This window comes from Mesorhizobium sp. M0306, assembly GCF_040321655.1.
Lineage (GTDB): Bacteria > Pseudomonadota > Alphaproteobacteria > Rhizobiales > Rhizobiaceae > Mesorhizobium.
Genome location: NZ_JAMYRY010000009.1, coordinates 193,232 through 219,041, shown reverse-complemented (window position 1 = coordinate 219,041; position 25,810 = coordinate 193,232). Strand labels below are relative to the sequence as shown.

Below are 25,810 nucleotides of genomic sequence, written 5' to 3'. Positions count from 1 at the left end.
AACCGCCGCTACAACACGTTCGCGAAGATCATTGGAAAGAGGTCGGGTCATCCGATGCTGGCCTCCACTCCAGCCAGCATCTTGAGTCACAAAACAGATAAATCTGGAATCCCCTTTGATTCCGTCAAAGGGGGAACCGCTCTAGCTGTGAAAGCAGTTTGTGGATCAGCAAACGAGCCATCCATCCAGCCGACGGCTTGTCGCGGCTGCACGTAGCACTCGCGCGAAGGCCCGCTTCGACCCTGGATGGATGGACTGCTGGATTTAGGCGGCATAAGGCACCGTCGTCCAGGTCAAATCCTGAGCCTGGCGCAACGGTTTCGCCGGTCAGGCCGCCTGCAGGATCTGGATTCCGTGGCGTCCGGTAAGCTCGATCACGCGGTTAATCATGTCAGCGGTCGGCGGGCCGGAGGGCGCGTCCTTGGATGCAGCCTCTTCGAAGAATGCGATCATCTCGTCGTCGACGATCGCCATGAATATAACCGGCACGGGACCAGCATTGCGATAGCCATGGGGCGCGTTGCCCGGAATGGTGACGACATCACCGGGTTCCACCTCATATTCTTGCGCGACACCATCGATCACCGTCCACATCGTGAGAGTGCCCTCGAGAATGCGGAAAATTTCCGCGGAAGGATGCGTGTGGGGCGGCGTGCCGCTTCCAGGAGGTACCGTGACGTCGATCACGTTGAGTGCCGTCCCAGCGAGCTTTGCCCGGACAGCGACCTGATCGCCCATCACCCAGAAGCCTTGAACCGAATCGGCCGGATGGACCGTCGCTTTGGTCTTATGCCAAGTCACTTGCTTTTTCCCTTTCGAACAGCGCCCTGCTGCGATTTTGCCGCATTGAGCAAGGCGCGAATTGCCCAGGCGGCTGCCTCTCCGGCCTCACGGCCGGTAAGACCCCAGTAGTCTTTCATCGTCTGCCAGGCAGTGGCGCTGAACAGGAGCTGGATCACGGCCTCAAGCTGGCGCGCCGCCTTCGGGTCCATTCCGTTTGCGACTTGCGAAAGGCTGCTCCGAAAGGCACGTTGCCGCTCACCATTGGCTTGCAGGCGCATCTCGCGCCCGGTAGCGCTCGCATGCGAGGCCCTGACTACGCCTTCGATTGCGTCCAACGAAGCGAAAAGGTCGGGAGGAAGATCGATCAGATCCTGCTCCCGCTCAGGCCAGAACCGCACTCCCAGCGAGGCATTGGTGCTGGCCCAAAAGGCTTCCAGAAGCGCTTCCTTCGTCGGGAAGTGGCGGAAGATCGTCCTTCGGTTCACGCCCGAAACCTCGGCAACCTCATCGAAGCCAAGGAGGCTGTATGGATTTTGCTCCAGGATCGTTCGAATGGACGCGAGGATGCGCTCGCGCGTCGCCTGCGCCTGCTCTGCCCGCAGCGGGCTCTCGTATTTCTGAGTCATCATTTGTGAATTCATGTCACTGCTAGTGACACAAAGCTTCCCAGTCGTCAATGGACATTGCGAAGGCTACGCACCAGTCCGTTTCCCGCTGCGAGAAGCCAGCTGACGCTCAGCGAGGCGAGCGGGAAGGCTTGCGTGGCCAGGCTGGCTGAGGCCGGAAGAGCGCCAATGTCATGCAGGATCGACAATCCAGAAATTCCTCTTGTTAGATTGTCGACAATCTGCTTGTGTCGCTTTTGGTCTCCTGGAGCAGCCGGATGGCAAAGCTGGATTTCAATCCGATCGCCGATACGACACGCAGGGCAGAGATCGTCGCGCTGCTCCGGCGGGCGATCCTGACCGGCCAGCTGGAGCCGGGGCAGAAGCTCAACGAACTCAGGATTTCCGAGCAGATGCGGGTGAGCCGCGCGCCGCTGCGCGAGGCGATGCGCGAACTGGTGCAGGAAGGCATCCTGACCAGCATCCCCTACGCCGGAACCTTCGTCATCGACGTTACCGCCAAGGATATCGACGATGCCTATTCGCTCAACAAGGTGCTGGACGAATTCGCCATCGCGCGGACCTGGTCGCTTCGCGACCAGCGCTTCTTCGACGAACTCGACCGGCGCCATGCGGCGGTGAAGCAGGCGACGCGCGAACTGGACACGACGCGGCAGATCGAAACGGCGCTGCAACTGCATGGCCTGATCCACGAATGGGCCGACAATTCGGTGCTGCTTGAAACGTGGCAACGGCTGACCAGCCGGCTGCAGATGTACTTCGCGTTGCACCAGCGGGCGCGCAACGAGCCGGTGCCTGCCGAAGATGCTCACGAGACCTATGTGCGGCTGCTCAAGGGCACCGACATGCGCGCCGCCCAGCGCCATGCCAAGGAGCACATCGATTTCGATTTCGAGGCATTGCTCGCCTATGCGCGCGGGCTGGAGCAACGCGGCTCAAATGACGCTAGTCGTGCAAGTCTGACCCGCGGCCGGCCCGAAACCGCCTGATGAGCCCGATAAGTTTGGTGGGCCACCCTTAATATCGCAGATAACGGACAGAAAACGTGCAGATCAAAACCATTGAAGCCTACCATGTCGTCCAGCCCTTCGTTGACGGGCCTTATCGTATGTCCAAGGGGCGCGTCGCCGATGCGTTCGACGCGGTGATCGTCGCCGTCACCGCCGATAGCGGGCTCACCGGCTGGGGCGAGATGGCGCCGCTCGGCAATTTCTATTCGCCGGCCTTCGCCGCCGGTACGCGCGCCGGTGTCGTCGAGATCGCGCCGTATCTCATCGGCCATGATCCACGCGGGCTTGCCAGTATCAACAGGCTGATGGATACCGTGTTCAAGGGCCATCCCTACATCAAGTCGGCGCTCGACATGGCGTGCTCGGATCTTGCGGCGCGCGCCGCCGACGTGCCGCTGGTGACACTGCTTGGCGGACGCGAAAGCGAGACTGCCGAACTCTACAAGGTCGTCACCCACGGCACGGTCGACGCGATGGCAGCACTCGCCAAGCACATCGTCGACCAAGGATTTCACCGGCTGCAGGTCAAGGTCGGCGGCAACGTCCATGACGACATCGAACGCGTCACAGCCGTTGCCGCCGCGGTGCCGAAAGGCACCGTCATCTTCTGCGACGCCAATGCCGGCTGGACCCCTTACCAGGCGCGCCAGTTCGTGGATGCGACGCGCACCATCGACTATACGTTCGAGCAGCCCTGCACGACGATCGACGAATGTCTGTCGGTGCGCCGCTCGCTCGACAAGCCGATGGTGCTCGACGAATCCGTCGCCTCGCTGGATGATATGCTCGACATCCATCGCAAGGGCGCCGCCGACGGGCTGACGCTGAAGATCTCGCGGCTCGGAGGAGTAACCAAAACGCGCCAGATCCGCGACCTTGCCGTCGACCTGGGCTTCATGATCACGGTCGAGGACACTGGCGGCGCCGAGATCGACACATCGGCCATGGCGCATCTGTCGCTGTCGACGCCGGAGGAGCGCCGGCTGCACGCCATCGCCTTTCACGAATGGGTGACGGTGCGCACCGCATCCAACATGCCGCCAGTTTCGGGAAGCCGCATGGGCATTCCGGACGGGCCGGGACTTGGCATCGATGTCGTTCCCGACCTGCTCGGCGCGCCCTTCTTCGAGATCGGCAGCTGAGCGCAATAAGGCTGCACCCAATCGACCTGAATATGCCGCGTCCTTCTGACTGCAGAGGCACGGCCGTGTGGATTGACCGCTCATCCAATCGTCTTCGGCCGATTGCAGAGCGACAATGCCCAATTGCCGGTTGAAATATTTTTCATTTGGAAATAGAAATGTTCAAAACTGATTTGGACGCTGCGGCGCGTCAGGAACTGGAGGAAGCGACATGTCCCATCCGCAATTTGCAGCGGAACTTCTGCAGCGCGCTGAACAGCAGGGACCGATCACCATCGGGCTTGCCGGCGCCGGGCAGATGGGCACCGACATCGTCGTCCAGGTCGCGCTGATGCCGGGCATGCGGATCGGCGCCATCTCCGAAGTCAGGCCGCAGGCAGCGATCGACGCGGCGCTGCTCGCTGGCCACGACCGTTCCGACATCGTCCAGGCCGGCAATGCGGCGGCGATCGACCGCGCCATCGAGGCCGGCAAGATCGCGGTGACCGAAGATTTGCATGCGCTGGCGGCGGCCGGCCGTATCGACGTCATCATCGACGCGACGGGCAATCCCAATATCGGCACGCTGTTCGCGCTCGAAGTGATGAAGAATGGCAAGCACATCGTCATGCTCAATGTCGAGGCCGACATCACCATCGGCCGCTTCCTCAAGGAGGAGGCACGCAAGGCTGGCGTCGTCTATACCGGTGCGGCCGGCGACGAGCCCGCCTGCACGCTGGAGATCATCGGCTTTGCCAAAAGCCTCGGCTTCAACATCATCGCCGCCGGCAAGGGCAAGAACAATCCGCTGAAGATCGACGCCATGCCGGCCGACTACGAGAAGGAGGCGGCCGAGCGCAACATGAATGCGCGCATGCTGGTCGAATTCGTCGACGGCTCGAAGACGGCGATCGAAATGGTGGCGATCGCCAATGCGACCGGGCTGGTGCCCGACGTGCCGGGCATGCACGGCCCAACCGCGACGCTGGAGGAACTGGCCAGCGTGCTCTGCCCGCGCGAGAATGGCGGCGTGCTGCATCGCAAGGGCGTGGTCGACTATTCCATCGGCAAAGGCGTCGCGCCCGGCGTGTTCTGCATCATCGAGACCCGGCATCCGCGCGTGCTGGAGCGCATGATCGACCTCAAGGTCGGCAAAGGCCCCTATTTCACGATCTTCCGGCCCTATCATCTGACCAGCCTGGAAGTGCCGCTGTCGGCGGCGCGCGCGGTGGTCTACAAGCGCGCCGACATGGAGCCGCTCGACCGTCCGGTCGCCGAGGCGGTGGCGGTTGCCAAGAGCGATCTTGGTGTTGGCCAGTCGCTCGGCATGATCGGCGAGAACGACTATCGCGGCTTCGCCATGACGTGGGACGATGCTCGCGCCCGCGGCGCCCTGCCGCTCGGCCTTGCCGAACGCGCCAAGGTGGTCAAGCCGCTCAAGACCGGCGACTTCCTGACCTATGAAAATTGTGTACCCGACGATTCGATGGTGATAACCCAGATCCGCCGCCGTCTCGACCAATCGGACGGACGGTTCGCTACCAACGCAGCCTGACCCCGCCGGATCTCCGCCTGATGGACGATGTCGTAATCGGGATCGATGCCTCGACCACGGCCGTGAAGGCAATTGCCTTCACGCGCGACGGCGAAGAGCTGTTCCAGGCGCGCGAAGCCTATCCGCTTTCAAATCCGAAGCCTGGCCATTTCGAGCAGGACGCCGAACATTGGTGGACCGCGCTGCTTGGCGCATTGAAGCAGGTCACCGAGGCGGTCGGCGCTGCGCGGGTGGCGGCGATCTGCATTGCCCACCAGCGCGAGACCTTCACGCTGGTGGACAGCGCCGGCAACCCACTTATCCCTGCGATCCTGTGGCTCGACGAACGCGCCCGGCCTCACGTTATCAGGCTTTCGGCCGAACTCGGCCGCGAGGCGATCCGCGACTGGAGCGGCAAGCCGCCGGACCCGACGCCGGCGCTCTACGCCATTGCCTGGCTTGCCGAACACCAGCCCCAGGTGCTTCACCAGGCAGCGGCGGCGGTCGACGTGCACGGCTTCTTCGTTCAGCGGCTGACCGGGCGATTGGTCACCAGCACCGCAAGTGCGGATCCGCTCGGGTTGCTCGACGTCGAGAAAGGTACCTGGCATCCCCGTCTCGTTGCGGCCGCCGGACTGCAGATGGAGCAATTGCCCGAGCTGGTCGCGCCGGGCGCAATTTGCGGCGGGCTTTCCACAACCGCGGCGCAGCTGACCGGCCTGGAGGCTGGCACGCCGGTTGTGGCAGGAGCGGGTGACGGGCAAGCTATGGGCCTCGGCATGGGTGTCTATGGCGAGGGCAAGAGCTATCTCTCGCTCGGCTCCGGCGTGGTCAGCGGCTGCTATTCCGGCAAGGTGAAAACCTCGGACGCCTTTCGAACGCTGGTCTCGCCGACCGGGTCCGGTTTCATGCTGGAGACCGTGCTGCGCTCGGGCATGCAGCTGGTCGACTGGATCGTTCGCACGACCGGTTCGCCGTCGGCGGCAGCGCTGGAGAAAGCTGCGCTGGATGTTGCCGCGGGCAGCGAGGGCCTGCTCATCATGCCCTATTGGGCCGGCGTCATGAGCCCGTATTGGGACGGTGCGGCACGCGGCGCCATTGTCGGCCTGTCGCTGGACCACCGGCCGGAGCATCTCTTCCGCGCTGTCCTGGAAGGCATCGCCTTCGAGCAGGCCGTTGCCACCGAGGCCATGGAAGCCCGGGCCGGCGGCAGACCGGCAGCGATAATTGCCGCGGGCGGCGGCACCAATTGCGCGCTGCTCATGCAGATCATGGCAAGCGTGCTCGAGCGGCCGCTCTCGGTTTCGCCGGTCAACGAGGCCGCCGCACTCGGCGCTGCCATGCTGGCGGCTGCCGCCGTCGGCTGGTTTGCCTCGCCGGAAGCCGCCGCGAAGGCAATGGCCGCCACTCCCACCAGGCATGTCGATCCGGTCGACGGACTTGTCGCCGGCTATCGCGACCGCAAGGCAATCTACCGCGATCTTTATCAGGCGACGCGCGACATCCACACCCGCCTCGGCGCTCTCAGCCGGATCTAAAGCGCGTCGCGTTCGACCGGCCTCATGCGATGCGCTTTAGATTCTTGTTTTGATGCATGTCGTTACCGCAAAACCGCTGCACACTTTTGCGCGACATGCATTAGCGGTTGAGCAGGCCCTTGGCCGCGTCTTCGTCGGTGATCAGAACCGATACCTTGGTGTTGGCGAGTGCAGCCCGCATCACCGCAACCTTCTCGCTGCCTCCCGACACCAGGATGATGCTCGGGATATCCGATAGATCCTGCAGCGGATAGGCACAGACGCGGCGGTTGACCTCGTGGTCGACCGGGCGGCCCTCGGCGTCGATGAAATGACACAGAATATCGCCGACGGCGCCGGCCGCCTGCAGTTCCTCGAGTTCGCTGGGCTTGATGAAGCCGTAATTGGCGATCGGGCTGTCGTTGGAAAACGAGCCGACGCTGAGCACGGCGATGTTTGCCCGGCGTGCTCGGAAGACGACGTCCTGAACGCTGCGCTGGCTCATGAAAGCGTCGCGCTGCTCCGGCCTGTCGGCATAGACCGGCACCGGCAGCAGGAAGCACTCCGCACCGATCTTTTCGGCGAAATCCCAGGCGCTTTCTGTCGGGTTGAGCGGCTGGGCATGGGTCAGGCCGCCAAGCATCGAAACTACCGTCGTCCTGGCGATGGGCCGCCGCGGCAATTCATTGATGGCGAATTTCAGTGTCCGCCCCCAGCCCAGTGCGATAACATCGCCGGCATTCACGTGGTCGGCCAGGTAGGCGGCGGCGGCGTGGCCGATCATCAGCGGCGCGTTGCTTCGGTCGGCCGCCGACGGTACCACAACAGCTTGGCTGAGGCCGAACCGCTGCTTCAGGCTTTCCTCCAAAATCACACATTCGACGACGCTGTCGCGGATGCGGAACTGGACGACACCCTCTTCGCGGGCGGCGGAGAGAATGCGATGCACCTTGATGCGGCCGACGCCGAGAATTTCGGAAATCCGCTCCTGTGTAAGGCCCTCGACATAATAGTGCCAGGCGGCGCGGGCCTTGAGTTCGGCGTCGGGGAAGCGCGAGGCTCTTTCGTTCTCTACGATCGTCATCTGTTTGCCTTGCCGCAGCCGCCGGCTCTGCTCACGATATTCCAATCCGGCGACTTCGAAATGCCCAAGATTTCGGAGACCTTGCGTAAGGCAAACCGGCGGACAGCGCAAACCCGTCGTCGAATGAAGCGGCAGGCCTTGACAATTTTCCGACGAACAGTTTAGCTGAACAAAATTGCATACTAAAGATAAATTGTTCACAGGGAGGGGCCTGGTGAACAAAGTGGCCCGGTGATGCAGCGCCGGATTGCTGTGGAGGAGACAAAGTGGCTGTGAGCAACGACGCAAGCGAGTTGAAGGCAGGCTCTGGCGCGCAGGCTACGGCGGGCACAAGGTTTTCGGCTGTCTTTGCCGGAACCATGGGCCCGCTGATCGGGCTGGTTCTGCTGTGCCTGGCGCTCTCGCTGACTACCGACACCTTCCTGACTGTCCGCAACATCCTCAACGTGCTCGACCAGGTCACCGTGCTCGGCATCATGGCGATCGGCATGACGCTGGTCATCCTGATCGGCGGCATCGACCTGTCCGTCGGCTCGGTGCTGGCGCTGGCTTCCATGGTGATGGGCTTCGTCGCCCATCCGGACTATCTCAATCTCGGCCTGCCGGTCGGCATCGCCGCAGCCCTCGTCGTCGCTGGTCTTTGCGGGCTGGTTTCGGGCCTGCTGGTGACGGTCACCAAGCTGCCGCCCTTCATCGCCACGTTGGCGATGATGTCGGTGGCGCGCGGTCTCGCCAACATGATCACCGACGGCTCGCAGATCGTCGGCTTTCCCGACTGGTTCACCAGCCTGTCGATCATCCGCCATTTCGGCTTCCTGTCGGTCACCGTCGGGCTGATGATCGTGCTTGCCGTCATTTTCGCGATCTTCCTGAATTATCGCGCCACCGGACGCAGCCTCTACGCAATCGGCGGCAGCGCCGAAGTCGCCCGGCTTTCCGGCATACCGGTCAAGTCGCTGACCAACTGGGTCTATGCGATCTGCGCCGTGCTCGCCGGTCTCGCCGGCATCGTGCTTGCCGCCCGGCTCGATTCCGTCCAGCCAAGCTCCGGCCTCGGCTACGAACTCGACACGATCGCGGCAGTGGTGATCGGCGGCGCCAGCCTGTCGGGCGGCGTCGGTTCGATCGGCGGCACCGCCATCGGCGTCCTCATTATCGGCGTGCTGCGCAACGGGCTGAACCTGCTCGGCGTGTCGCCCTTCATCCAGCAAGTGGTTATCGGCGTGGTGATCGCGCTGGCGGTGGCCACCGACACCTGGCGCCGCCGAGCACAATGAAGAATGGGGCACAATGAAGAATTGGGCTCAATGAGATTCACCCGGATATTCGGGCGAAAACGGATCGGTGATCCGAAACTGGGAGTTGTTCGGCCAAGGGGCGCCGCGATGCGCGGGCAGGACAGATTGAACATCAACGGAGGAATAAACATGCTGACCAAACGTTCATTGCTGCTTGCCGCCGCGGCCGTCATCCCGCTGCTTGGTCTGTCCGACATGGCCTCGGCCAAAGAGGCCAAGAAGCTCGGCCTCGCCGTCGCCAATCTGCAGGCCGACTTCTTCAACCAGATCAAGCAGTCCGTCGAAGCCTACGGCAAGGAAAAGGGCATCGAGGTCGTCACCGTCGACGCCAAGGGCGATTCGGCGACCCAGGTCAGCCAGGTGCAGGACCTGATCACGCAGAACATCGATGCGCTGATCTACATTCCGGCCGGCGCCACAGCCGCCACCGTGCCGACCAAGACCGCCAAGGCTGCCAGCATCCCGGTCATCAATGTCGACCGCAACGCCGACGGCGCACCCGGCGACACCTTCATCGCCACCAACAGCGTGGCATCGGCCAAGGCGGTTTGCGACTACATCGCCAAGCAGGCCGGCGGCAAGGGCGAGTTGATCATCATCCACGGCCAGAAGGGTACGACGCCCGAGGTCGACCGCTCGAAAGGCTGCGGCGAAGCGTTGAAGGGCTATCCCGACATCAAGGTGGTCGGCGAATTGTGGAGCGAAGGCTGGCACCAGGACGAAGGCTTCAAGCTGACGCAGGATTTGTTGCAGTCGCATCCCGATGTGTCGATCGTCATCGGCCAGGCCGATGCGCTGGCGCTCGGTGCGGCGCAGGCCGTCAAGGTCGCCAATCCCGGCCACAAGGTCTGGGTTGCCGGCTTCGACGGTGACGTGGCGGCGCTCAAGGCACTGAAGGACGGCGTCTTCGACGTGACCGCGACGCAGCAGACCCAAGGCATGGGCCGGCTTGCCGTCGATGCAGCAATCAAGCTGGTGGCCGGCGAGACCATTCCCGCCGAACAGCTGCAGGATGCGACGCTGACCACCAAGGACAATGTCGAGCAGTTCATCGCCAAGCATCCCTGATTGAGACCAGTCCGGCAGTCGACGAGCGCAACGATGTCCACCGATCCTCGCCACACGCACAGCCTCCATAGCGGGCTCGTCGTCAGCGGCCTCTGCAAGAGCTACGGGCCGGTACAGGTCCTGGCCGATGCGAGCTTCGAGGTGCGGCCGGGCGAGGTCGTGGCGCTACTTGGCGAAAACGGCGCCGGCAAATCGACTGTCTCAAACATCATCGCCGGGTCGACCAAGCCCGATGCCGGCACCATCACCTGGCGGGGGAACCCTTATTCCCCCGCCAATCCTGCAGCGGCGATCGACGCCGGCATCGGCATGATCCATCAGGAGCTGAAGCTCTTGCCCGATCTGTCGGTCGCCGAAAACGTCTATGTCGGGCGCCTGCCGATGCGTGGCGGCCGCATCGACCGCGCGGCAATGAATGCACGGGCATCGGCCCAGTTGAAGCGTCTCGGCCTCGATGTCTCGCCCGAGCGCAAGGTGCGCACGCTGCGTATCGCCGCCCAGCAGCAGGTCGAGATCGCCAAGGCGCTGACGCTCAATGCCGAGCTGCTGATCTTCGACGAACCAACGGCAGCCCTCGGCGGCGAGGAGACGGAACTTCTGTTCCAGCAGATCCGCAAGCTCAAGGCGGAAGGCATGTCCTTCATCTATATCAGCCACCGGCTGGACGAGATCGCCCAAATCGCCGACCGCGTGGTGGTGATGCGCGACGGGCGCATCGTCGCCCGGCACGAGCGCGCCGACATTCCGGTGCGCACTGTCGTCGAGCAGATGGTCGGCCGCAGTGTCGAGCGGATGTTCCCTACGGTATCGGCGCCGGGCAACGACACGCTGCTCGAGGTCGAGAACCTGTCCTCGCCGGAACGCAGCTTCCAAAATGTCAGCTTTTCGGTGCGGGCCGGCGAAATCCTCGGCATTGCCGGGCTGATCGGCGCCGGACGCACGGAGCTGGTGCGGGCGATCGCCGGTGCCGATCCGATCTCATCGGGATCGGTGCGCGTCGCCGGCAAGCCGGTGCATCTCAATGGCCCGGCGGCGGCGATCAAGGCCGGCGTCGTTCTGGTACCGGAAGACCGCAAGGCGCAAGGCGTGGTGCTCGACCAGACGATCGGCGAGAACCTGGCGATCGGCAATTTCGACCATGTCGCGCCGAATGGCTGGGTGTTCCCGAAGGCGGTGCAGAAATTCGCCGAGGCTGGTATTCGCCGGCTCGGCGTCAAGGGACGGCCGAACCAGGCGGTCAGCAAGCTCTCCGGCGGCAACCAGCAGAAAGTGATCATTGCCAAATGGGTGTCGCGCCCGCCCAAGGTTTTCATTCTGGACGAGCCGACGCGCGGCATCGACGTCGGTGCACGCGCCGCGATCTATGATGTCATCGCCGACCTTGCCCGTTCCGGCATGGCGGTGGTGGTCGTGAGCTCCGACCTCGAGGAAGTGCTCGGCCTGTCGCATCGTGTGCTGGTGCTGAGCCGCGGCCGGCAACGCGGCATTCTTGACCGCAGCGAAGCAAGCAATGTCGCTGTGATGGAACTCGCCACGAGCTAGGACAGCCCATCGAAACAAAGCGCAGCAGGTGGTATCCTCCCAGGCACCAGACCGCGCGGGGCGCCAGCAACAGAGTTGGCGCCCCTTTATTTCCGGAGGACGGCGGTTGGAGCAAAGGGACCGACGATGAAACTATTCGAACTTCATGGTGACGTGGCACTTGTGACAGGCGCCGGCAGCGGCATCGGGCAAGCAATCGCCATTGGGCTGGCCGAGGCCGGCGCCGACATCGCTTGCTTCGGCCACGCCTCCAAAGGCGGGCTGGAGGAGACCGCACACCAGATCACCGCATTGGGCCGCAAAGCACTGGTGCTGACCGGCACGGTGACTGCAGAGGCCGATCTCGCGGCCGCGATCGAGCGTACGGAGGCGGAACTCGGCGCGCTGACGGTCGCCGTCAACAATGCCGGAATCGCCGGAGCTGAGCCGGCAGAGACGCTGTCGCTGGAAAAATGGCAGAAGCTCTATGACGTCAATGTCAGCGGCGTGTTCCTGTCCTGCCAGGCCGAGGCCCGCGCCATGCTGACGCGGCGCAAGGGCTCGATCATCAACATCGCCTCGATGTCGGGCTCGATCGTCAATCGCGGCCTGACCCAGGCGCATTACAATTCGTCGAAGGCCGCGGTCATCCACATGTCGAGGAGCCTCGCCATGGAATGGGCCGATCGCGGCCTGCGCGTCAACGTCGTCAGCCCCGGCTACACGCTGACGCCGATGAACAAGCGGCCGGAGGTCGCCGACCAGGTCAGGATCTTCGAGCGCGATACGCCGATGGGCCGCATGGCGGCGCCGGAAGAGATGGTCGGCCCGACCGTGTTCCTGGCCAGCCGCGCCGCGAGTTTCGTCACCGGCATCGACCTGATCGTCGATGGCGGCTTCGTCTGCTGGTAGGAGAAAAGATGCAGAAGCGATTCCAGGGAAAAACGGCGGTCATCACCGGCGCCAGCGGCGGCATCGGCGCGGCAATGGCCAGGCGCTTCGCGGCGGAAGGTGCCGCGGTCGTCGTCAGCGCCATCGACGCGCGCGTCGACGAGGTTGCCGCCGATCTGAAGGCTGCGGGCGCCAGGGTCGCATCGCTGCGCATGGACGTGACCAGGAAGGACGAGGTCGTTGCCCTCTACGACCTGGCCGAGCAACAGTTCGGACGCGTCGACATCTCCGTACAGAATGCCGGTGTCATCACCATCGCCAGGATCGAGGCGATGACCGAGGCCGAATGGGACAAGGTGATGGCGGTCAACACCAAGGGCGTGTTCCTGTGCTGCCAGGAGGCGATCGCGCGCATCCGCAAGCATGGCGATGGCGGCCGGCTGATCAACACCGCATCCGGCCAGGCGCGGCAGGGTTTTATCTACACGCCGCATTATGCGGCCTCGAAATTCGGCGTCGTTGGCATCACCCAGAGCCTCGCCAAGGAAGTGGCCAAGGAGAAGATCACCGTCAACGCGATCTGCCCCGGCATCATCGACACCGACATGTGGGCCTATAACGATGCCGCATGGGGCAAGTTGATGGGCGACTACAAGCCCGGCGAGCTGATGGCCGAATGGGTGAAGAACATCCCGATGGGCCGCGCCGGCAGCGGCGAGGATGTCTCCGGCCTGGTCAGTTTTCTGGCCAGTGACGATGCAGCCTACATCACCGGCCAGACCATCAATGTTGATGGCGGCCTGATCATGTCGTGAGCGGCGGCGCGGGCCAACGTACCATCGACCGGGATATGAAAGCCGCTTCGCTGCGTTCAGGCTGCTCGGCCCGCCCGTGCCAATCCATGTTCCACGAGCCGGTCGATGATTTCGGAATAGCTGACGCCGCTTGCCGCCATTGCCTTGGAATACATGCTGATATCGGTGAAGCCGGGGATGGTGTTGATTTCATTGACCAAGAACTGCATGTCCGGTGTCAGGAAGAAGTCGATGCGCGCCATCCCGTCACAGCCGACGGCTCTGAAAGCCCTTGCGGCTACATCCCGCATGCTTGCCTCGACCTCCGGCGGCAGTTCGGCCGGCACTTTCAGCACCGCGCCGTTCTCGTCGATGTATTTGGCATCGTAGCTGTAGAAACCGTGGCTTTCCGCCGGCACGATCTCGCCTGGCCGCGAGACGAACAGGTCGCCTGCCGGGTCCTCCAGCACGCTATATTCGACCTCGCGCCCACGAATGAATTCCTCGGCCAACAGCTTGCAATCGTGCCGGAAGGCTTCAGCAAGCGCTCCATCGAATTCCTGGCTGGCATTGATCTTTCTGACGCCGACAGACGATCCCTGACGCGCCGGTTTGATGAAGAACGGCAGGCCGAGTTCGCTTTCCAGTGTAGCGAGGGCGGGTGCCGCACCTTCATGGATCGTCACTGAGCGCGTGATTGGCAGCCCCGCCGCTTTCAGGAGCCGCTTGGCGATATCCTTGTCCAGCGCGGTTGCTGAACCCAGGATGCCGCAGCCGGCGAGCGGCACCAGAGCCACCCCGGCCACCCCCTGTACCGAGCCGTCTTCGCCATGAGGGCCGTGCAGGACGGGAAACAGGATGTCGATCTTTGGCAGATCATAGGGCGTGCCGTCGGCCGGGATCGCCATCATCCGTCCGCGCCCACCCGGAACGAGGCAAACTTGCGTGCCGCCCGCAGGTTTTGCGAGCGTACCATCCTGGAAGCTGCTCAGCAGCCACTGTCCTTCGCGCGTGACGAAGATTGGGACGGCATCGTATTTGGCGGGCAGCAGAGCCCGCATGACATTGGTTGCTGAAAGCACCGAAACGTCATGCTCGGCGGAACGTCCACCAAAGAGCACGGCGATGCGCAGTCTGTTCAGGGTCATGAAAGCCTCGGATATGATCTGGTGTTGAAAAGGTCAGAAGCCGGTGGCGATACCGCGGTTCGCAAAGAAGTAAGGCGCTTTGGTCTGCTGCATTGTATCGGTACCCTGGCCTCGCGGCTCGCATAAGGGATGACTGGCAACCTTGGCTTTTTTCAAACCCATCTACGGGTCCATGCAAAAAGACGGGCCGTGAAATTGGCACCGGCGTTAATCGTTGCGCGACATGAACGTTGGTATATATAATTTCATCTCATGAAAGTGGCTCTGGGCGAGTTGCCGAGCCAACAGCCGAGATCATGGGACTTTGATGGTTTTTACCTCAAGACCGGCGATCGATCCGCGGATGACTGCTTCGGCAGCAATCCTTCAGCAGTCATGACGCGGCCGGTCCCGCGCCACATCTTCACCAATTTGGGCACCACCCCGTTTTGCGCCGGCATCCGCTTCGGCAGCATTGTGGCGCCTACGGCCTTGCGCAACGACCAGCTTTTCCAACACAATCAAAAAAAGACGCAAGAAGGGAACTAACGATAATTTCCACCAGAGCTTGACAGGAGAACAAGCATGTCACTTCGGAGCATGATTTCGAATTTCTCAATGGGAGCCTTAACACTTGTCGCCGCAAGTGCACTGACACCTTCGGCCTATGCGGCGGCGCCGGAATCCAACGACCCGATCAAGATCGCGCTGTTCGACTGGACCAGCGTCAATCTGAACGCCAAGATCCTCGGCGGCATCCTCGAAAAGCTCGGCTACACCGTCGAGTATCCGACCGCCGACTATCTCTCCAGCCTGACCACCGGCCTGACCAATGGCGACATCGATGTCGGCCTGGAATTCTGGGACACGACGGCCGGCGAGGCGATGAAGGCCTCGGACGCGACGGGCCAGACCGAACGCCTCGGCAAGCTCGGACCCAAGGCCAAGGAAGAATGGTGGTTTCCCGAATATATGAAAGAGAAATGCCCCGGCCTGCCGAACTGGGAGGCGCTGAAGGACCCGAAATGCGCCGAGGCCTTTTCGACGGCCGAAACCACACCGAAGGGGCGCTATCTCGGCGGCCCGGTGACATGGGAAGGTTTTGACGACGAACGCGTCGAGGCGCTGAAACTGCCCTTCACCGTCATCCATGCCGGCACCGATGCGGCGATGTTCGCCGAACTGGACTCGGCCTATCAGCGCAAGGCGCCGATCATGCTGTGGATCTATTCGCCGCATTGGGCGCCGGCCAAATACAAGGGCGAATGGGTCGAATTCCCTGACTATACGACAGAGTGCTACACCGACCCGAAATGGGGTGTGAACCCCGACGCGAAATATGACTGCGGTAAGCCGCATGGCGAGATCTGGAAATATTCCTGGGCCGGGATGAAGGACAAATGGCCGGTCGCCTACAAGGTCGCGAAAAACTATACGGTCGATACCGACGAGCTCAACAAGATGAGCGGCCAGATCGATCTCGAAGGCAAGACGCCGGAAGACGTCGCCGCCGCCTGGATCGCCGCCCACGAAGCCGACTGGAAAGCCTGGGCCGAGTGACCGTCTGACTGGAAATCCGACGACCCGGCCATTCGTGGCCGGGTCTCGATCCCGTGTTCCAGAAGGACGATCGCATGACCGATACGATTGAACAGGCGGCGAAAGCGGGCAACGATGCCCGCCCGATAAAGCTTGCCTGTCGCAATGTCTGGAAGCTGTTCGGGGCGGACGCGGCCAATTTCATCCGCCGGCGCGACGGCAAGGCCAGCACGGCGGACATCGCCGCGGCCGGACTGGTTGGCGCGGTGCGCGCGGTCGATCTCGAAATCCGCCAGGGCGAGATCTTCATCATCATGGGACTTTCCGGGTCCGGCAAATCGACGCTGGTGCGCTGCATGTCACGGCTGATCGAGCCGACCCACGGCAAGGTCGAGTTTGAAGGCAAGGACCTGCTCAAGATTTCCGATGCCGCGCTGATCGAGCTGCGACGCCATCGCATGGGCATGGTGTTCCAGAATTTTGCCTTGCTGCCACATCTCGACGTACTGGAGAACATCGCCTTTCCCTTGGGCATCCAGGGGCAGGACCGACCGACGCGCGAAAAGCGGGCTCGCGAGGTCATCGAGCTGGTCGGCTTGCGCGGCCGCGAGCATTTCTATCCGCGCGAGCTTTCCGGCGGACAGCAGCAGCGTGTCGGCATCGCCCGCAGCCTCGCCACGAAGCCGGAAATCTGGTTCCTCGACGAGCCGTTCTCGGCCCTCGATCCGCTGATCCGCCGCGAGATGCAGGACGAGCTGATGCGGCTGCAGACCATGCTGCACAAGACCATCGTCTTCATCACCCATGATTTCGACGAGGCCATCCGGCTGGCCGACCGGATCGCCCTCATGAAGGACGGCGAGGTCATCCAGATCGGCACGCCGGAAGAGCTGGTGGTCAACCCGGCGACCGACTATGTCGCCGAATTCACCCGCGACGTCGATCGCGCCAAGGTGATATCGGCGCGCAGCCTGATGCGCGCCTGCGACGGCGCCGAACATGGCGGTGTGGTCGCGCCGGATGCCAAGGTATCAAGTTTTTCGGCTGATATCGTCTCCGCCGGCAAACCGTTCGCGGTGGTCAACGGCACCGGCAAGCCGATCGGCGAAGTCACGCCTCAAGCGGTGATCGATCTTCTGGCAGGCATCGAGCGTCGTGGGTCCGGCGCATGACGGTCACGGCAAGCGCCAGCGCAGCGAGGCCCCGGCCGGTTCAAACCTGGCTGGCGATCTGGGCCTGCGCGCTCGCCGCCGTGCTTATTGTCTTCCTGCTGCAGGAAAGCCTGCCCTGGGCGGTCAATTACCCGGCCGACTCGACCGTTCCTGTCGCCGACTGGGTCAGTGCGCTCATGAACTGGGTGAAGTCGAACTTCTCCTGGCTGACCCGCTCGATCACCGCGGTGCTCGGCGTGCCGCTCGATTTCGCGCTCAGTCTTCTGGCCAAGAATTTCAAGATCGGCCATGGCGGGAATATGATCGTCTTGCCGCGGCTGTCCTGGGTCGGCGTCTGCGCTGCCGCCTACCTTGCGGGGCGCGCCGCCGGCGGCTGGAAGCTGGGTGCGCTGGTCGGCGGCTGTTTTCTCTACACCGCGCTGTTCGGGCAGTGGACCAGCGCCATGCTGACGCTGGGCTTGATCTCGATCGCCGTACCGTTTTGCATTGTCACCGGGCTGTTCGCCGGCATCTGGGCATGGCGCAAGCCTTGGGTGGAGAGGCTGTTGATCTCCCCTGCCCTCGATCTGATGCAGACGATCCCGACCTTCGCCTATCTCATCCCGATGCTGCTTCTGTTCGGCAACAGCCCGGTTTCGGCAATGATCGCGACGGCAATTTTCGCGACACCGCCAATGGTGCGGGCGACGATGCTGGGCCTGTCGCGGGTGCCGTCGGAGATCGACGATTTCAGCGAGATGGCCGGCTGCACGGCACGGCAGAAACTGTGGCGGGTGCTGTTGCCGTCGGCGCGGCCGACATTGATGGTCGGCGTCAACCAGGTCATCATGCTGGCGCTCAATATGGTGATCATCGCCTCGATGATCGGCGCCGGTGGGCTCGGCTATGATGTGCTTTTGGCGTTGCGCGCGCTCAAGGTCGGCGAGGCGATGGAAGCTGGCCTCGCGATCGTCGCACTGGCAATTGCACTCGACCGGCTGAGCCAGGCGATCGCCCACAATCACGCCAAGGGCAATGTCCGCCATCAGCCCGGCACCAGCTTCTGGCGGCGCTATCCCAACCTGACGCTGGCCGTCGCCATCCTCGCCGTCACCACGCTGCTCGGCCTGTTCGTGCCGGCCTTCGCCGCGGTGCCGAAGGCGATCACCTTCACCACCGCGCCTTTGTGGAAGGCGGCGGTGAACTGGATCACCATCAACTTCTTCGACACGATCGAAGCGTTCCGCGTGGCGCTTATCCTCAACGTGCTGAACCCGGTGCGCGCCTTCTGCGAGGGCTTTCCGTGGCTGGGCGCGGTGTGTCTCCTCGGCCTTGCCGGCTACCAGCTCGGCGGCTTGCGCCTCGCCGCCCTGGTCGCGGCATTGACAGCGTTCTGCGCCGTCACTGGCCTTTGGGAAAAGACCATGGCGACGGTCTATCTGTGCGGCATCTCGGCCTTTATCGCCTGCCTGATCGGCATCCCGATCGGGCTGATGGCATCGCGCAGCGACCGCTTCGAAAAGATCGTCACGCCGGTCATCGACACGCTGCAGGTGCTGCCGTCGTTCTGCTTCATCATTCCGGTGGTCATGCTATTTAGAGTCGGCGACGTCACCGCGATGATCGCCACCGTCGCCTTCGCCGTGGTGCCGGCCATCCGCTACACCAATCACGGCATCCGGCAGGTGCCGCCGGCGCTGATCGAGGCGGCGAAGGTTTCCGGCTGTACCAGGCGCCAGACCTTCTTTCGCGTGCAGCTGCCGCTGGCGTTGCCCGAGATAATGCTCGGCGTCAACCAGACCATCCTGATGGCACTGGCGATGATCATCATCTGCGCCATGGTCGGCACGCGCGATCTCGGCCAGGAGGTGTTCATCGCCCTGTCCAAGGCCGATTCCGGTCGCGGCATCGTCGCCGGCCTGGCCATCGCCTTCATCGGCATCGTCGCCGACCGGCTGTTCAACGCCTGGACGGCGAAGGCTCGGGCAAGGCTGGGATAGTCCGGGACGTCGCTAATGGCGCGCCGGTGATGAGTTACCGATCCCTATGCCTAAAGACATAGCCCTTCGGGATTATTGCTCGCTCTAGCCTCACATCGTACGGCTGTCATGGGACGGGCAGGCTCAACAGGAGAGCGAACAATGTCTAAACGCGTTCCCTTTACTCCCGGTGATCTAACGGATCGTCAATGGGGCACTGATGACACCCTCGCAGGCGATCTAAATACAAATATCTTGATCGGCGATGCTGGCGGCAGCCTGCTAGATTTCTCGAGGGGCGGCAACGACACCTTCACGGGGCCGCCATCCTCCACCACCACTGCTTACGGCGATGCCGGCGAGGATAGCTCGGACCACAGCAAGGGCGGCAATGACACTTTCACAGGCGCCTCGCTAGGCACCTACATCTTCTTCGGTGACGTCGGCGGCAACATGTTCGTCCATGCTCAGGGCGGCGACGACAGTTTTAGGGCCGAGGGCGACTCCTTCAACACTTTTTACGGCGATGCCGGCGGCGACATGTCGGACCACAGCAAGGGCGGCAACGATACCTTGAGCAGTGAAGTGGGTAGACGGGTAGACAACACGTTCTACGGTGACGCCGGCGGCAACATGTTCGGCTTTGCTCAAGGCGGCGACGACATTTTCGTGACCAGCACTCGACAAGGAGCCGACCACACCTTTTACGGTGACGCGGGCGGCGAGATGTCCGATCATAGCAAGGGCGGCAACGACACCTTCCAGGGCTCGATAGAAGCCAATAACATTTTCTACGGTGACGCGGGCAGCAACATGTCCGGCAATGCGCAGGGCGGCGACGACAGTTTCACGAGCCGGACCGACTCCTTCAACACTTTCTACGGCGATGCCGGCGGCGATATGTCGGCCTACAGCAAGGGTGGCAACGATACCTTCACGGGTAGCTTCTTTTCCACCAACACCTTCTTCGGTGACGCCGGCGGCAACATGTCTGACCATGCTCAGGGCGGCGACGACCACTATACGGACCTGGGTGGGGAGATTGGGAGCAAAACTCTTTATGGCGATGCGGGTGGCGATCTTTCCGGTTTTGCCGCGGGCGGCAACGACAGCTTCACGAGCGCGGGTGGCTCGGAGATAACTTTCTACGGCGACGCGGGCGGCAGTATGTTCGACCATGCGCTTGGGGGCGACGACGTGGCCGTGCTGCAAGGCACTCATAATTTGGGGTACGGCGATGCGGTCACGATGCTCGGCAGCGCTGTGGGCGGCAATGATTCCCTGACTGGCGGCGACAGGAGCTCCGGTCCGGATGTTCTAAGCGAGTTGTACGGCGACGCCCTCGCTATGTCCGGTTCCGCCCAGGGCGGCAACGACATTCTTACCGGGGGCGACAACAACGAAAGCGGCCAGGTCCATAACTTCCTGTGCGGCGACGCTCTACAAATGTCCGGTTCGGCCAAAGGTGGAGATGATACCCTGTACGCCGGGAGCGCGGCACCTGGCTGCACGGTCATCAATGACATGTGGGGTGACGGACAACTGAGCGAGTTGGCTCAGGGCGGCGCAGACCAATTCATATTCAAGGACGATGGTTCAATGACGGTCGGAACCCAAAACACCATTTACGACTTCAGCCAGACCCAAGGCGACACTATCGTGTTTAGTGGCGTGGAGGGCGTCCAATCGTTCGATGATCTCACTATTTCGCAAAATGGAACCAGCACCATCATTACCGCGGGAGTCGATCAAGTTACTCTCGCAAACTTTACAAGCCCGCTGACGACGAGTGACTTTTTGTTCGTCTGAAAGCGAAGCTCTTATCGCATTCGAAGAGGGGGAATGGGTGAGAATTCGTTGAGCATCGTCGCGCGGCCGGTCGCCCCAATTCTGCTCGACCGGCCGATCGACAATCCAAGCCGCAGGTATGGCTCAAGCGGCCAGAAATCTCTCGGTCAATCGAGCCCAGAGCGCTGCGCCGACGGTCAAATTGCCGTCGTTGAAATCATATTTCGAGCTGTGCAGGATGGCTGAATCCTCGCCGTTGCCGAGGCGGAGGAAGCAACCAGGTTTGTGCTCAAGGAAATAGGAAAAGTCTTCGCTGCCGGGGATCAGCGGGCAGACGGACACCTTGTCCTGACCGACGAGTTCGACAGCGACGTCTGTCGCGAAGGACGTCTCGCCCTCGGAATTGATCAACACCGGGTAGCCGCGCTCGTAGTCGATCTCGACCGTTGCGCCATGTGCCTGCGCCACAAGTGCTGCGATACTGCGAATGCGCTTCTCAAGCGTGTCGCGAATCTCGGCCGAGAAGGAGCGGACGCTCAGCGTGATCTCGGCGTGTTCCGGGATGACGTTGGAGGCCGTGCCGCCATGAATGGTGCCGACGGTAACGACAGCCGTCTCGATCGGGTTGACGTTGCGCGACACCACCGTCTGCAGGGTCATCACGATGTTGGCGGCAGCGACGATCGGGTCAACCGTCAGGTGCGGACGCGAGGCGTGGCCGCCACGCCCGGTGATCTTGATCGTGACGGTATCGCTCGCCGCCATCAGCGGCCCGGCGCGCATCAGGAACGAACCCGTCGGCGCGCCCGGATGGTTGTGCAGCCCGAATATCGCATCGCAGGGAAAGCGCTCGAACAGGCCGTCGGCGATCATCGCCTGCGCCCCGCTTCCCTTGCCGGCTTCCTCGGCCGGCTGGAAGATAAGGTTCACCGTGCCGTTGAAATGCCGCGTGCGCGCCAGGTATTCGGCCGCGCCGAGCAGCATCGTGGTGTGGCCGTCATGGCCGCAGGCGTGCATCTTGCCGCTGGCTTGGCTGGCATAAGGGAGATTGGTCGCTTCGGTGATCGGCAGGGCGTCCATATCGGCGCGGATGGCGATGCTGCGGCCGCTGCCCTGGCGCAAGCGGCCGACGACCCCGAGCCCGCCGACATTGCGCGTCACCTCATAGCCCCAGCTTTCGAGGCGTTCGGCAACGTATGCAGCGGTTTCGTGCTCCTGGAAGGAAAGCTCGGGATGCGCGTGCAGGTGCTGGCGAGCCGCCGCAAGCTCGGCGGACTTGTCGGCGAAGTCGGAAACATCGGCGAACTGGTTGGAGGTCTTTGGCATCGAAGGTCCTTTGCCGGCCGAGCAGGTAATCGCGCCGGCTTTGCTTTAGATGAAACGGCTCAAGAAAGCCCGCGTACGCGGGTGCCTGGGTTTGGCGAGAACCTCGTCCGGAGGCCCGGCCTCGATCACATTGCCGTCGTCCATGAACACCACCCGATCCGCCGCTTCGCGCGCGAAGCCGATCTCATGCGTGACCACGATCATGGTCAAGCCCTGCCTGGCGAGATCACGCATGGTGGCGAGCACCTCGCCGACCAGCTCCGGATCGAGCGCCGACGTCGGCTCGTCGAAGAGCATCAATTTCGGGCGGATGGCGAGCGCACGGGCGATGGCGACGCGCTGCTGCTGGCCGCCTGAAAGCTGGCGCGGATAGGCGTCGATCTTGTCGGCGAGACCGACACGGGTCAGCAGTTCGCGGGCGTAGCCGATCGCCTCCTTGCGGTTCTCCCGGTGAACGCCGACCGGAGCCTCGATGACGTTCTGCAGGGTCGTCATGTGCGGATAGAGATTGAACTGCTGGAACACCATGCCGATCTTGCGCCGCTGCGCGGCGATCGCCCGGTCGGAAAGCTTGTCGAGGCGGCCGTCGTGCAACCGGTAACCGAGCTGCTCGCCGTCCACCTCGATCGACCCTTGGTCGATCGCCTCGAGATGATTGATGCATCGCAGGAAGGTCGACTTTCCGGAGCCGGACGGTCCGAGAACGACCACCACCTCGCCAGGCGCGACGTCCAGGTCAATGCCTTTCAGCACCTCGAGCGGGCCGAACGCCTTGTGAACGTTGCGCGCCCGGACCAGGGGCGTGTCATGCGCGCTCATTGGCGGCCTCCAGGGTGGCGGTCGCCGTCTTCTCGCGGTCGCCGCGGCTGTAGTGGCGTTCGATCGCGCCCTGCGCGACGTTGAGAATGGAGGTGATCAGCAGGTACCAAAGCACCGCAACCATCAGCAGCGGAATGATTTCGAAGGTGCGGTTGTAGATCGACTGCACCGAGTAGAGCAGGTCGGCCATGGCGATGACGCTGACTAGCGACGTCGCCTTGATCATGCTGATCAGCTGATTGCCGGTCGGCGGGACGATCGACCGCATCGCCTGCGGGATGATGATGCGCCGCAAGGCCCGCGGGCGGGTCATGCCGAAGGCTTCAGCCGTTTCGGCCTGTCCCTTGTCCACCGACAGCAGCCCGCCACGGATGATCTCGGCCATGTAGGCGGCCTCGTTCAGCGCCAGACCAAGAACCGCGGCCGTCAAAGGCGTGATCAGGTCGTTGGTGTTCCAGCTGGCGAAGCCGATGGAAATGCGCGGAAACAGCGTCGAAAGGTTGTACCACAAGATCAGTTGCACCAGCAGCGGCGTTCCCCGGAAGAACCAGATGAACAGGCCGGAGAGGAAGGATGCCAGCCTGTCCTTCGACATGCGCGCGATGGCGAGCAGCAGGCCGAGCACGATACCCAGGATCATCGCCACGACCGTCAGGCCGAGCGTTACGGAAAGCCCCTGCATGACCGTGGGATCGAAGAAATACTGGGCGACGACCGGCCAGCCGAAATTCGGGTTGACCGCAACGATATAGGCGAAGCCGGCCGCCACGGCGACGGTGAACGCCCAGAGCGCCAGCCGGACGAGCGGAAACGGCCGGTGGGCTCGTTTGACGTCGCGCAGCGCGTCGTCGGGACGTCGCGGCAGCCCGGCCGCGTAGGCAGCGGTCGCGTCGGTCATGGCAGCCTCTACTGGCCCTGGTTGATGCCGGGTGCATCGATCATGTTCTTCTCGAGACCCCACTTCTTCATGACCGCGGCATAGGTGCCGTTCTTCATCAGGATTTTGAAGGCGTCGAGCAGCACACCGCCCAGCGGCGAGCCCTTCTTGACGACGGCGCCTTGATAGATGTCCTTGAAGCCGTTGGCCTGGCCGACACCGGCGAGTTCCAGCTGGCCCTTCGCCTGCTCGACGAAATAGGTCAGCGGCGCCTGCGAGGAGAAGAATGCGTCGGAGCGCTTCGACCGGACGGCCAGTATCGAACTCGGCTGGTCGGTGAAGGATTGCACCTCGACGGCCGGCTTGCCGCCCTCGGTGCATTTCTGCGCCTGCTGCTTGATGACCTTTTCGGCCGACCCGCCCGACATGACGGCGATGCGCTTGCCGCAAGCGGTGTCGAGCGAGGTAATGTCTTGCGGATTGCCCTTCTCGACGGCGAAGACGACGTATTCGCGCACCCAATCGACGAAGTCGTTGGATTTCTGCCGGTCGGGATAGTCGCCGACAGGCCCCATCGCGAACTGATAACGGCCGGCATTGATGCCACTCAGCAACGCCGGCAGGCCGGCGACCGAGGCATGATCGACTTCGACGCCGAGCAGCTGGCCGATGGCGTCCGAAATGTCCTTGGTCGCCCCCGACAGTTCGGTGCCGGTGACGATCTCATAGGGCGGGAACGAACCGTTGTTGACGGCCGTGATCTTTCCCGCCGTGCGGATCTCTTCCGGCAGCCGGGCCCGCAAGTCTTCGTTCACCGATTGCTTTTGGACGTCCTGGGCAAAGCTGGCCTGCGCCAGCATGGTGACGAGCGAGGCGAATATGAAGCTGATTGTCCTCATGGCATTCTCCTTCGTGTTCTCCGTTGCGCGTTGTCAGGCTGCAGTGGCCCGCGACCTGGCCTCGAAAGGAAACAAGGCTTCGGCGGAAATCGGTTCCGTCAGAATGCCCTGGGCATGTAGCTCGGTGACGAAATCCTCGATCATGCGCCAGTTGGCAGGCAGGCCGCTGGCGTTCCAGGAGGCAGGCAGGTCGCGCCCCGCATGAAGCAGCTCCTCGAGGACCCAGGGCGAGGTATCGGCATATTTTCGGCGCTTTGCCGTCCAGACGCGCTGGCTTTCGTCGATCAGCCTGGCAAGTTCCTGCGGCAGCCAAGAGTGCTCCCTGGCTATTGCGGCCTTGACGGCGACCAGATGCATGCCCGGCACATAACCGACGTCGGCGAAATAGGCGCGTTCGGCCGCGCGAAAATCGCGCAGCACTTGCCGGAAGCCGGAAGCCGGGCCGAAAAAGCCGTCCGGCATGAAGGGCGTGAAAACGGCGTCGAGCTCGCCTTGCGCCAGCAGTTCCATCATCGGGCGCTCGCCCGGTGCCGCTTCGATGCGCCCCGGCCTGCCGAATCCGTCGAGGCGGTCGGCGACCGGGTGCTCGGATGTCAGCCTGCCGGCAAACCAATAGGCATCCTCGATGCCGACACCTTCCCGGCGAAGTGCTGCTCGCGTCCATGTGTTGCCGGAATCGCGCCAGCCGGTCACGCCGATGCGTTTGCCGGCAAGGTCGGAGAGCCGCTCCAGCGGGCTGGTCTCGACCGTTATGATGCAGCGATGGCGAAAGCCGCGCATGATGAAGCACGGTATTCCAACCACCGTATCCCGGCCCGACTCCATGGCCGACACATAACGGCTGAATGAGACCTCCGCCGCATCGTAGTTCGGATCGGTGCCGAGATCCGCGATCAGCGTGGCGACACGATCAACCTTCACCGACAAGCGGCTGGAGGCGACGTCACCCAAGACTAAGGGAGTGAGATAGTCCCAATCGCGGGTGGCTATAGTGATGGAGACGGGCATCGGCATGAACTTCAAAGCTATGTTTGACCGGCGATTGGTAAATGTTTATT

24 protein-coding genes are annotated in these 25,810 nt (G+C 62.9%); 15 read left to right on the top strand and 9 right to left on the bottom strand.

Annotation, left to right across the window (positions count from 1 at the left end; all coding sequences use genetic code 11):
- Positions 1-216: hypothetical protein (locus NKI95_RS16215; protein WP_352717986.1), on the top strand; the 216-nt coding region annotated here is incomplete at its 5' end.
- Positions 217-327: 111 nt separating this feature from the next.
- Here the strand turns inward: NKI95_RS16215 and NKI95_RS16210 are convergent.
- Both NKI95_RS16210 and NKI95_RS16205 read right to left on the bottom strand, forming a co-directional pair.
- Positions 328-738, bottom strand: a complete 411-nt coding sequence (locus NKI95_RS16210) for a cupin domain-containing protein (protein WP_292653907.1) — start codon at positions 736-738, stop codon at positions 328-330.
- Between the two features lie 59 nt (positions 739-797).
- Positions 798-1,460 carry a TetR/AcrR family transcriptional regulator gene (locus NKI95_RS16205; RefSeq protein WP_352717984.1) on the bottom strand — a complete coding sequence of 221 codons (663 nt, stop codon included), beginning with the start codon at positions 1,458-1,460 and terminating at the stop codon, positions 798-800.
- 206 nt (positions 1,461-1,666) lie between these two features.
- On the opposite strand from NKI95_RS16205, the gene NKI95_RS16200 reads away from it, so the two are divergent.
- The 4 genes from NKI95_RS16200 (at position 1,667) to NKI95_RS16185 (ending at position 6,612) form a co-directional block, all read left to right on the top strand.
- Positions 1,667-2,398, top strand: coding sequence for a GntR family transcriptional regulator (locus tag NKI95_RS16200; protein WP_352717982.1), 732 nt, complete (start codon positions 1,667-1,669; stop codon positions 2,396-2,398).
- Between the two features lie 56 nt (positions 2,399-2,454).
- A complete protein-coding gene (locus NKI95_RS16195) occupies positions 2,455-3,561 on the top strand; it encodes a mandelate racemase/muconate lactonizing enzyme family protein (protein ID WP_352717980.1) in 1,107 nt (368 codons plus the stop codon).
- A 211-nt stretch (positions 3,562-3,772) separates the two neighbouring features.
- Positions 3,773-5,095 carry an NAD(P)H-dependent oxidoreductase gene (locus tag NKI95_RS16190; protein ID WP_352717978.1) on the top strand — a complete coding sequence of 441 codons (1,323 nt, stop codon included), beginning with the start codon at positions 3,773-3,775 and terminating at the stop codon, positions 5,093-5,095.
- Between the two features lie 20 nt (positions 5,096-5,115).
- On the top strand, positions 5,116-6,612 hold the full coding sequence (locus NKI95_RS16185; protein WP_352717976.1) for a xylulokinase: 1,497 nt from the start codon (positions 5,116-5,118) through the stop codon (positions 6,610-6,612).
- Between the two features lie 100 nt (positions 6,613-6,712).
- On the opposite strand, the gene NKI95_RS16180 is transcribed toward NKI95_RS16185, so the two are convergent.
- Positions 6,713-7,675 carry a sugar-binding transcriptional regulator gene (locus tag NKI95_RS16180; protein WP_031211026.1) on the bottom strand — a complete coding sequence of 321 codons (963 nt, stop codon included), beginning with the start codon at positions 7,673-7,675 and terminating at the stop codon, positions 6,713-6,715.
- Between the two features lie 266 nt (positions 7,676-7,941).
- Here NKI95_RS16180 and NKI95_RS16175 point away from each other — a divergent pair, with 266 nt between their 5' ends.
- The 5 genes from NKI95_RS16175 (at position 7,942) to NKI95_RS16155 (ending at position 13,268) form a co-directional block, all read left to right on the top strand.
- On the top strand, positions 7,942-8,952 hold the full coding sequence (locus tag NKI95_RS16175) for an ABC transporter permease (RefSeq protein ID WP_352717974.1): 1,011 nt from the start codon (positions 7,942-7,944) through the stop codon (positions 8,950-8,952).
- A gap of 150 nt (positions 8,953-9,102) precedes the next feature.
- Positions 9,103-10,041, top strand: a complete 939-nt coding sequence (locus NKI95_RS16170) for a sugar ABC transporter substrate-binding protein (protein ID WP_352717972.1) — start codon at positions 9,103-9,105, stop codon at positions 10,039-10,041.
- Between the two features lie 33 nt (positions 10,042-10,074).
- Positions 10,075-11,583, top strand: coding sequence for a sugar ABC transporter ATP-binding protein (locus tag NKI95_RS16165; protein ID WP_352717970.1), 1,509 nt, complete (start codon positions 10,075-10,077; stop codon positions 11,581-11,583).
- 126 nt (positions 11,584-11,709) lie between these two features.
- Positions 11,710-12,474 (top strand): SDR family oxidoreductase, encoded by a 765-nt coding sequence (locus NKI95_RS16160; protein ID WP_352717968.1) that lies wholly within the window; start codon positions 11,710-11,712, stop codon positions 12,472-12,474.
- A gap of 8 nt (positions 12,475-12,482) precedes the next feature.
- Positions 12,483-13,268, top strand: coding sequence for an SDR family oxidoreductase (locus NKI95_RS16155; protein WP_352717966.1), 786 nt, complete (start codon positions 12,483-12,485; stop codon positions 13,266-13,268).
- A gap of 56 nt (positions 13,269-13,324) precedes the next feature.
- Here the strand turns inward: NKI95_RS16155 and NKI95_RS16150 are convergent, their stop codons facing one another.
- Complete coding sequence (locus NKI95_RS16150) at positions 13,325-14,395, bottom strand: D-alanine--D-alanine ligase family protein (protein ID WP_352717964.1); 1,071 nt, start codon at positions 14,393-14,395, stop codon at positions 13,325-13,327.
- Positions 14,396-14,647: 252 nt separating this feature from the next.
- On the opposite strand from NKI95_RS16150, the gene NKI95_RS16145 reads away from it, so the two are divergent.
- The 5 genes from NKI95_RS16145 to NKI95_RS16125 all read left to right on the top strand — a co-directional run bounded on the left by NKI95_RS16145 (position 14,648) and on the right by NKI95_RS16125 (position 20,852).
- Positions 14,648-14,923, top strand: a complete 276-nt coding sequence (locus NKI95_RS16145) for a hypothetical protein (RefSeq protein ID WP_352717962.1) — start codon at positions 14,648-14,650, stop codon at positions 14,921-14,923.
- A gap of 36 nt (positions 14,924-14,959) precedes the next feature.
- Positions 14,960-15,934: an ABC transporter substrate-binding protein gene (locus tag NKI95_RS16140; RefSeq protein WP_352717960.1), complete on the top strand. Its 975-nt coding sequence runs from the start codon at positions 14,960-14,962 to the stop codon at positions 15,932-15,934.
- Positions 15,935-16,008: 74 nt separating this feature from the next.
- On the top strand, positions 16,009-17,085 hold the full coding sequence (locus tag NKI95_RS16135) for a quaternary amine ABC transporter ATP-binding protein (protein WP_352717958.1): 1,077 nt from the start codon (positions 16,009-16,011) through the stop codon (positions 17,083-17,085).
- Positions 17,082-19,064, top strand: a complete 1,983-nt coding sequence (locus NKI95_RS16130) for an ABC transporter permease (RefSeq protein ID WP_352717956.1) — start codon at positions 17,082-17,084, stop codon at positions 19,062-19,064. The genes NKI95_RS16135 and NKI95_RS16130 overlap by 4 nt, the downstream gene beginning before the upstream one ends.
- Before the next feature lie 141 nt (positions 19,065-19,205).
- Positions 19,206-20,852: a hypothetical protein gene (locus NKI95_RS16125; protein WP_352717954.1), complete on the top strand. Its 1,647-nt coding sequence runs from the start codon at positions 19,206-19,208 to the stop codon at positions 20,850-20,852.
- Positions 20,853-20,975: 123 nt separating this feature from the next.
- On the opposite strand, the gene NKI95_RS16120 is transcribed toward NKI95_RS16125, so the two are convergent.
- From NKI95_RS16120 to NKI95_RS16100, 5 genes are all read right to left on the bottom strand, one after another.
- Complete coding sequence (locus tag NKI95_RS16120) at positions 20,976-22,157, bottom strand: M20 aminoacylase family protein (protein ID WP_352717953.1); 1,182 nt, start codon at positions 22,155-22,157, stop codon at positions 20,976-20,978.
- Positions 22,158-22,202: 45 nt separating this feature from the next.
- The gene (locus NKI95_RS16115) at positions 22,203-22,976 is read right to left on the bottom strand and encodes an amino acid ABC transporter ATP-binding protein (protein WP_352717951.1); all 774 of its coding nucleotides are present in this window, start codon (positions 22,974-22,976) and stop codon (positions 22,203-22,205) included.
- Positions 22,963-23,874: an amino acid ABC transporter permease gene (locus tag NKI95_RS16110; protein WP_352717949.1), complete on the bottom strand. Its 912-nt coding sequence runs from the start codon at positions 23,872-23,874 to the stop codon at positions 22,963-22,965. Before NKI95_RS16110 ends, NKI95_RS16115 begins: the two co-directional genes overlap by 14 nt.
- A gap of 8 nt (positions 23,875-23,882) precedes the next feature.
- Entirely contained in the window at positions 23,883-24,713 is an 831-nt protein-coding gene (locus NKI95_RS16105; RefSeq protein ID WP_502908318.1) for an ABC transporter substrate-binding protein, read from the bottom strand.
- A 72-nt stretch (positions 24,714-24,785) separates the two neighbouring features.
- Positions 24,786-25,760, bottom strand: a complete 975-nt coding sequence (locus tag NKI95_RS16100) for a substrate-binding domain-containing protein (RefSeq protein ID WP_352717945.1) — start codon at positions 25,758-25,760, stop codon at positions 24,786-24,788.
- Positions 25,761-25,810: the final 50 nt, after the last annotated feature.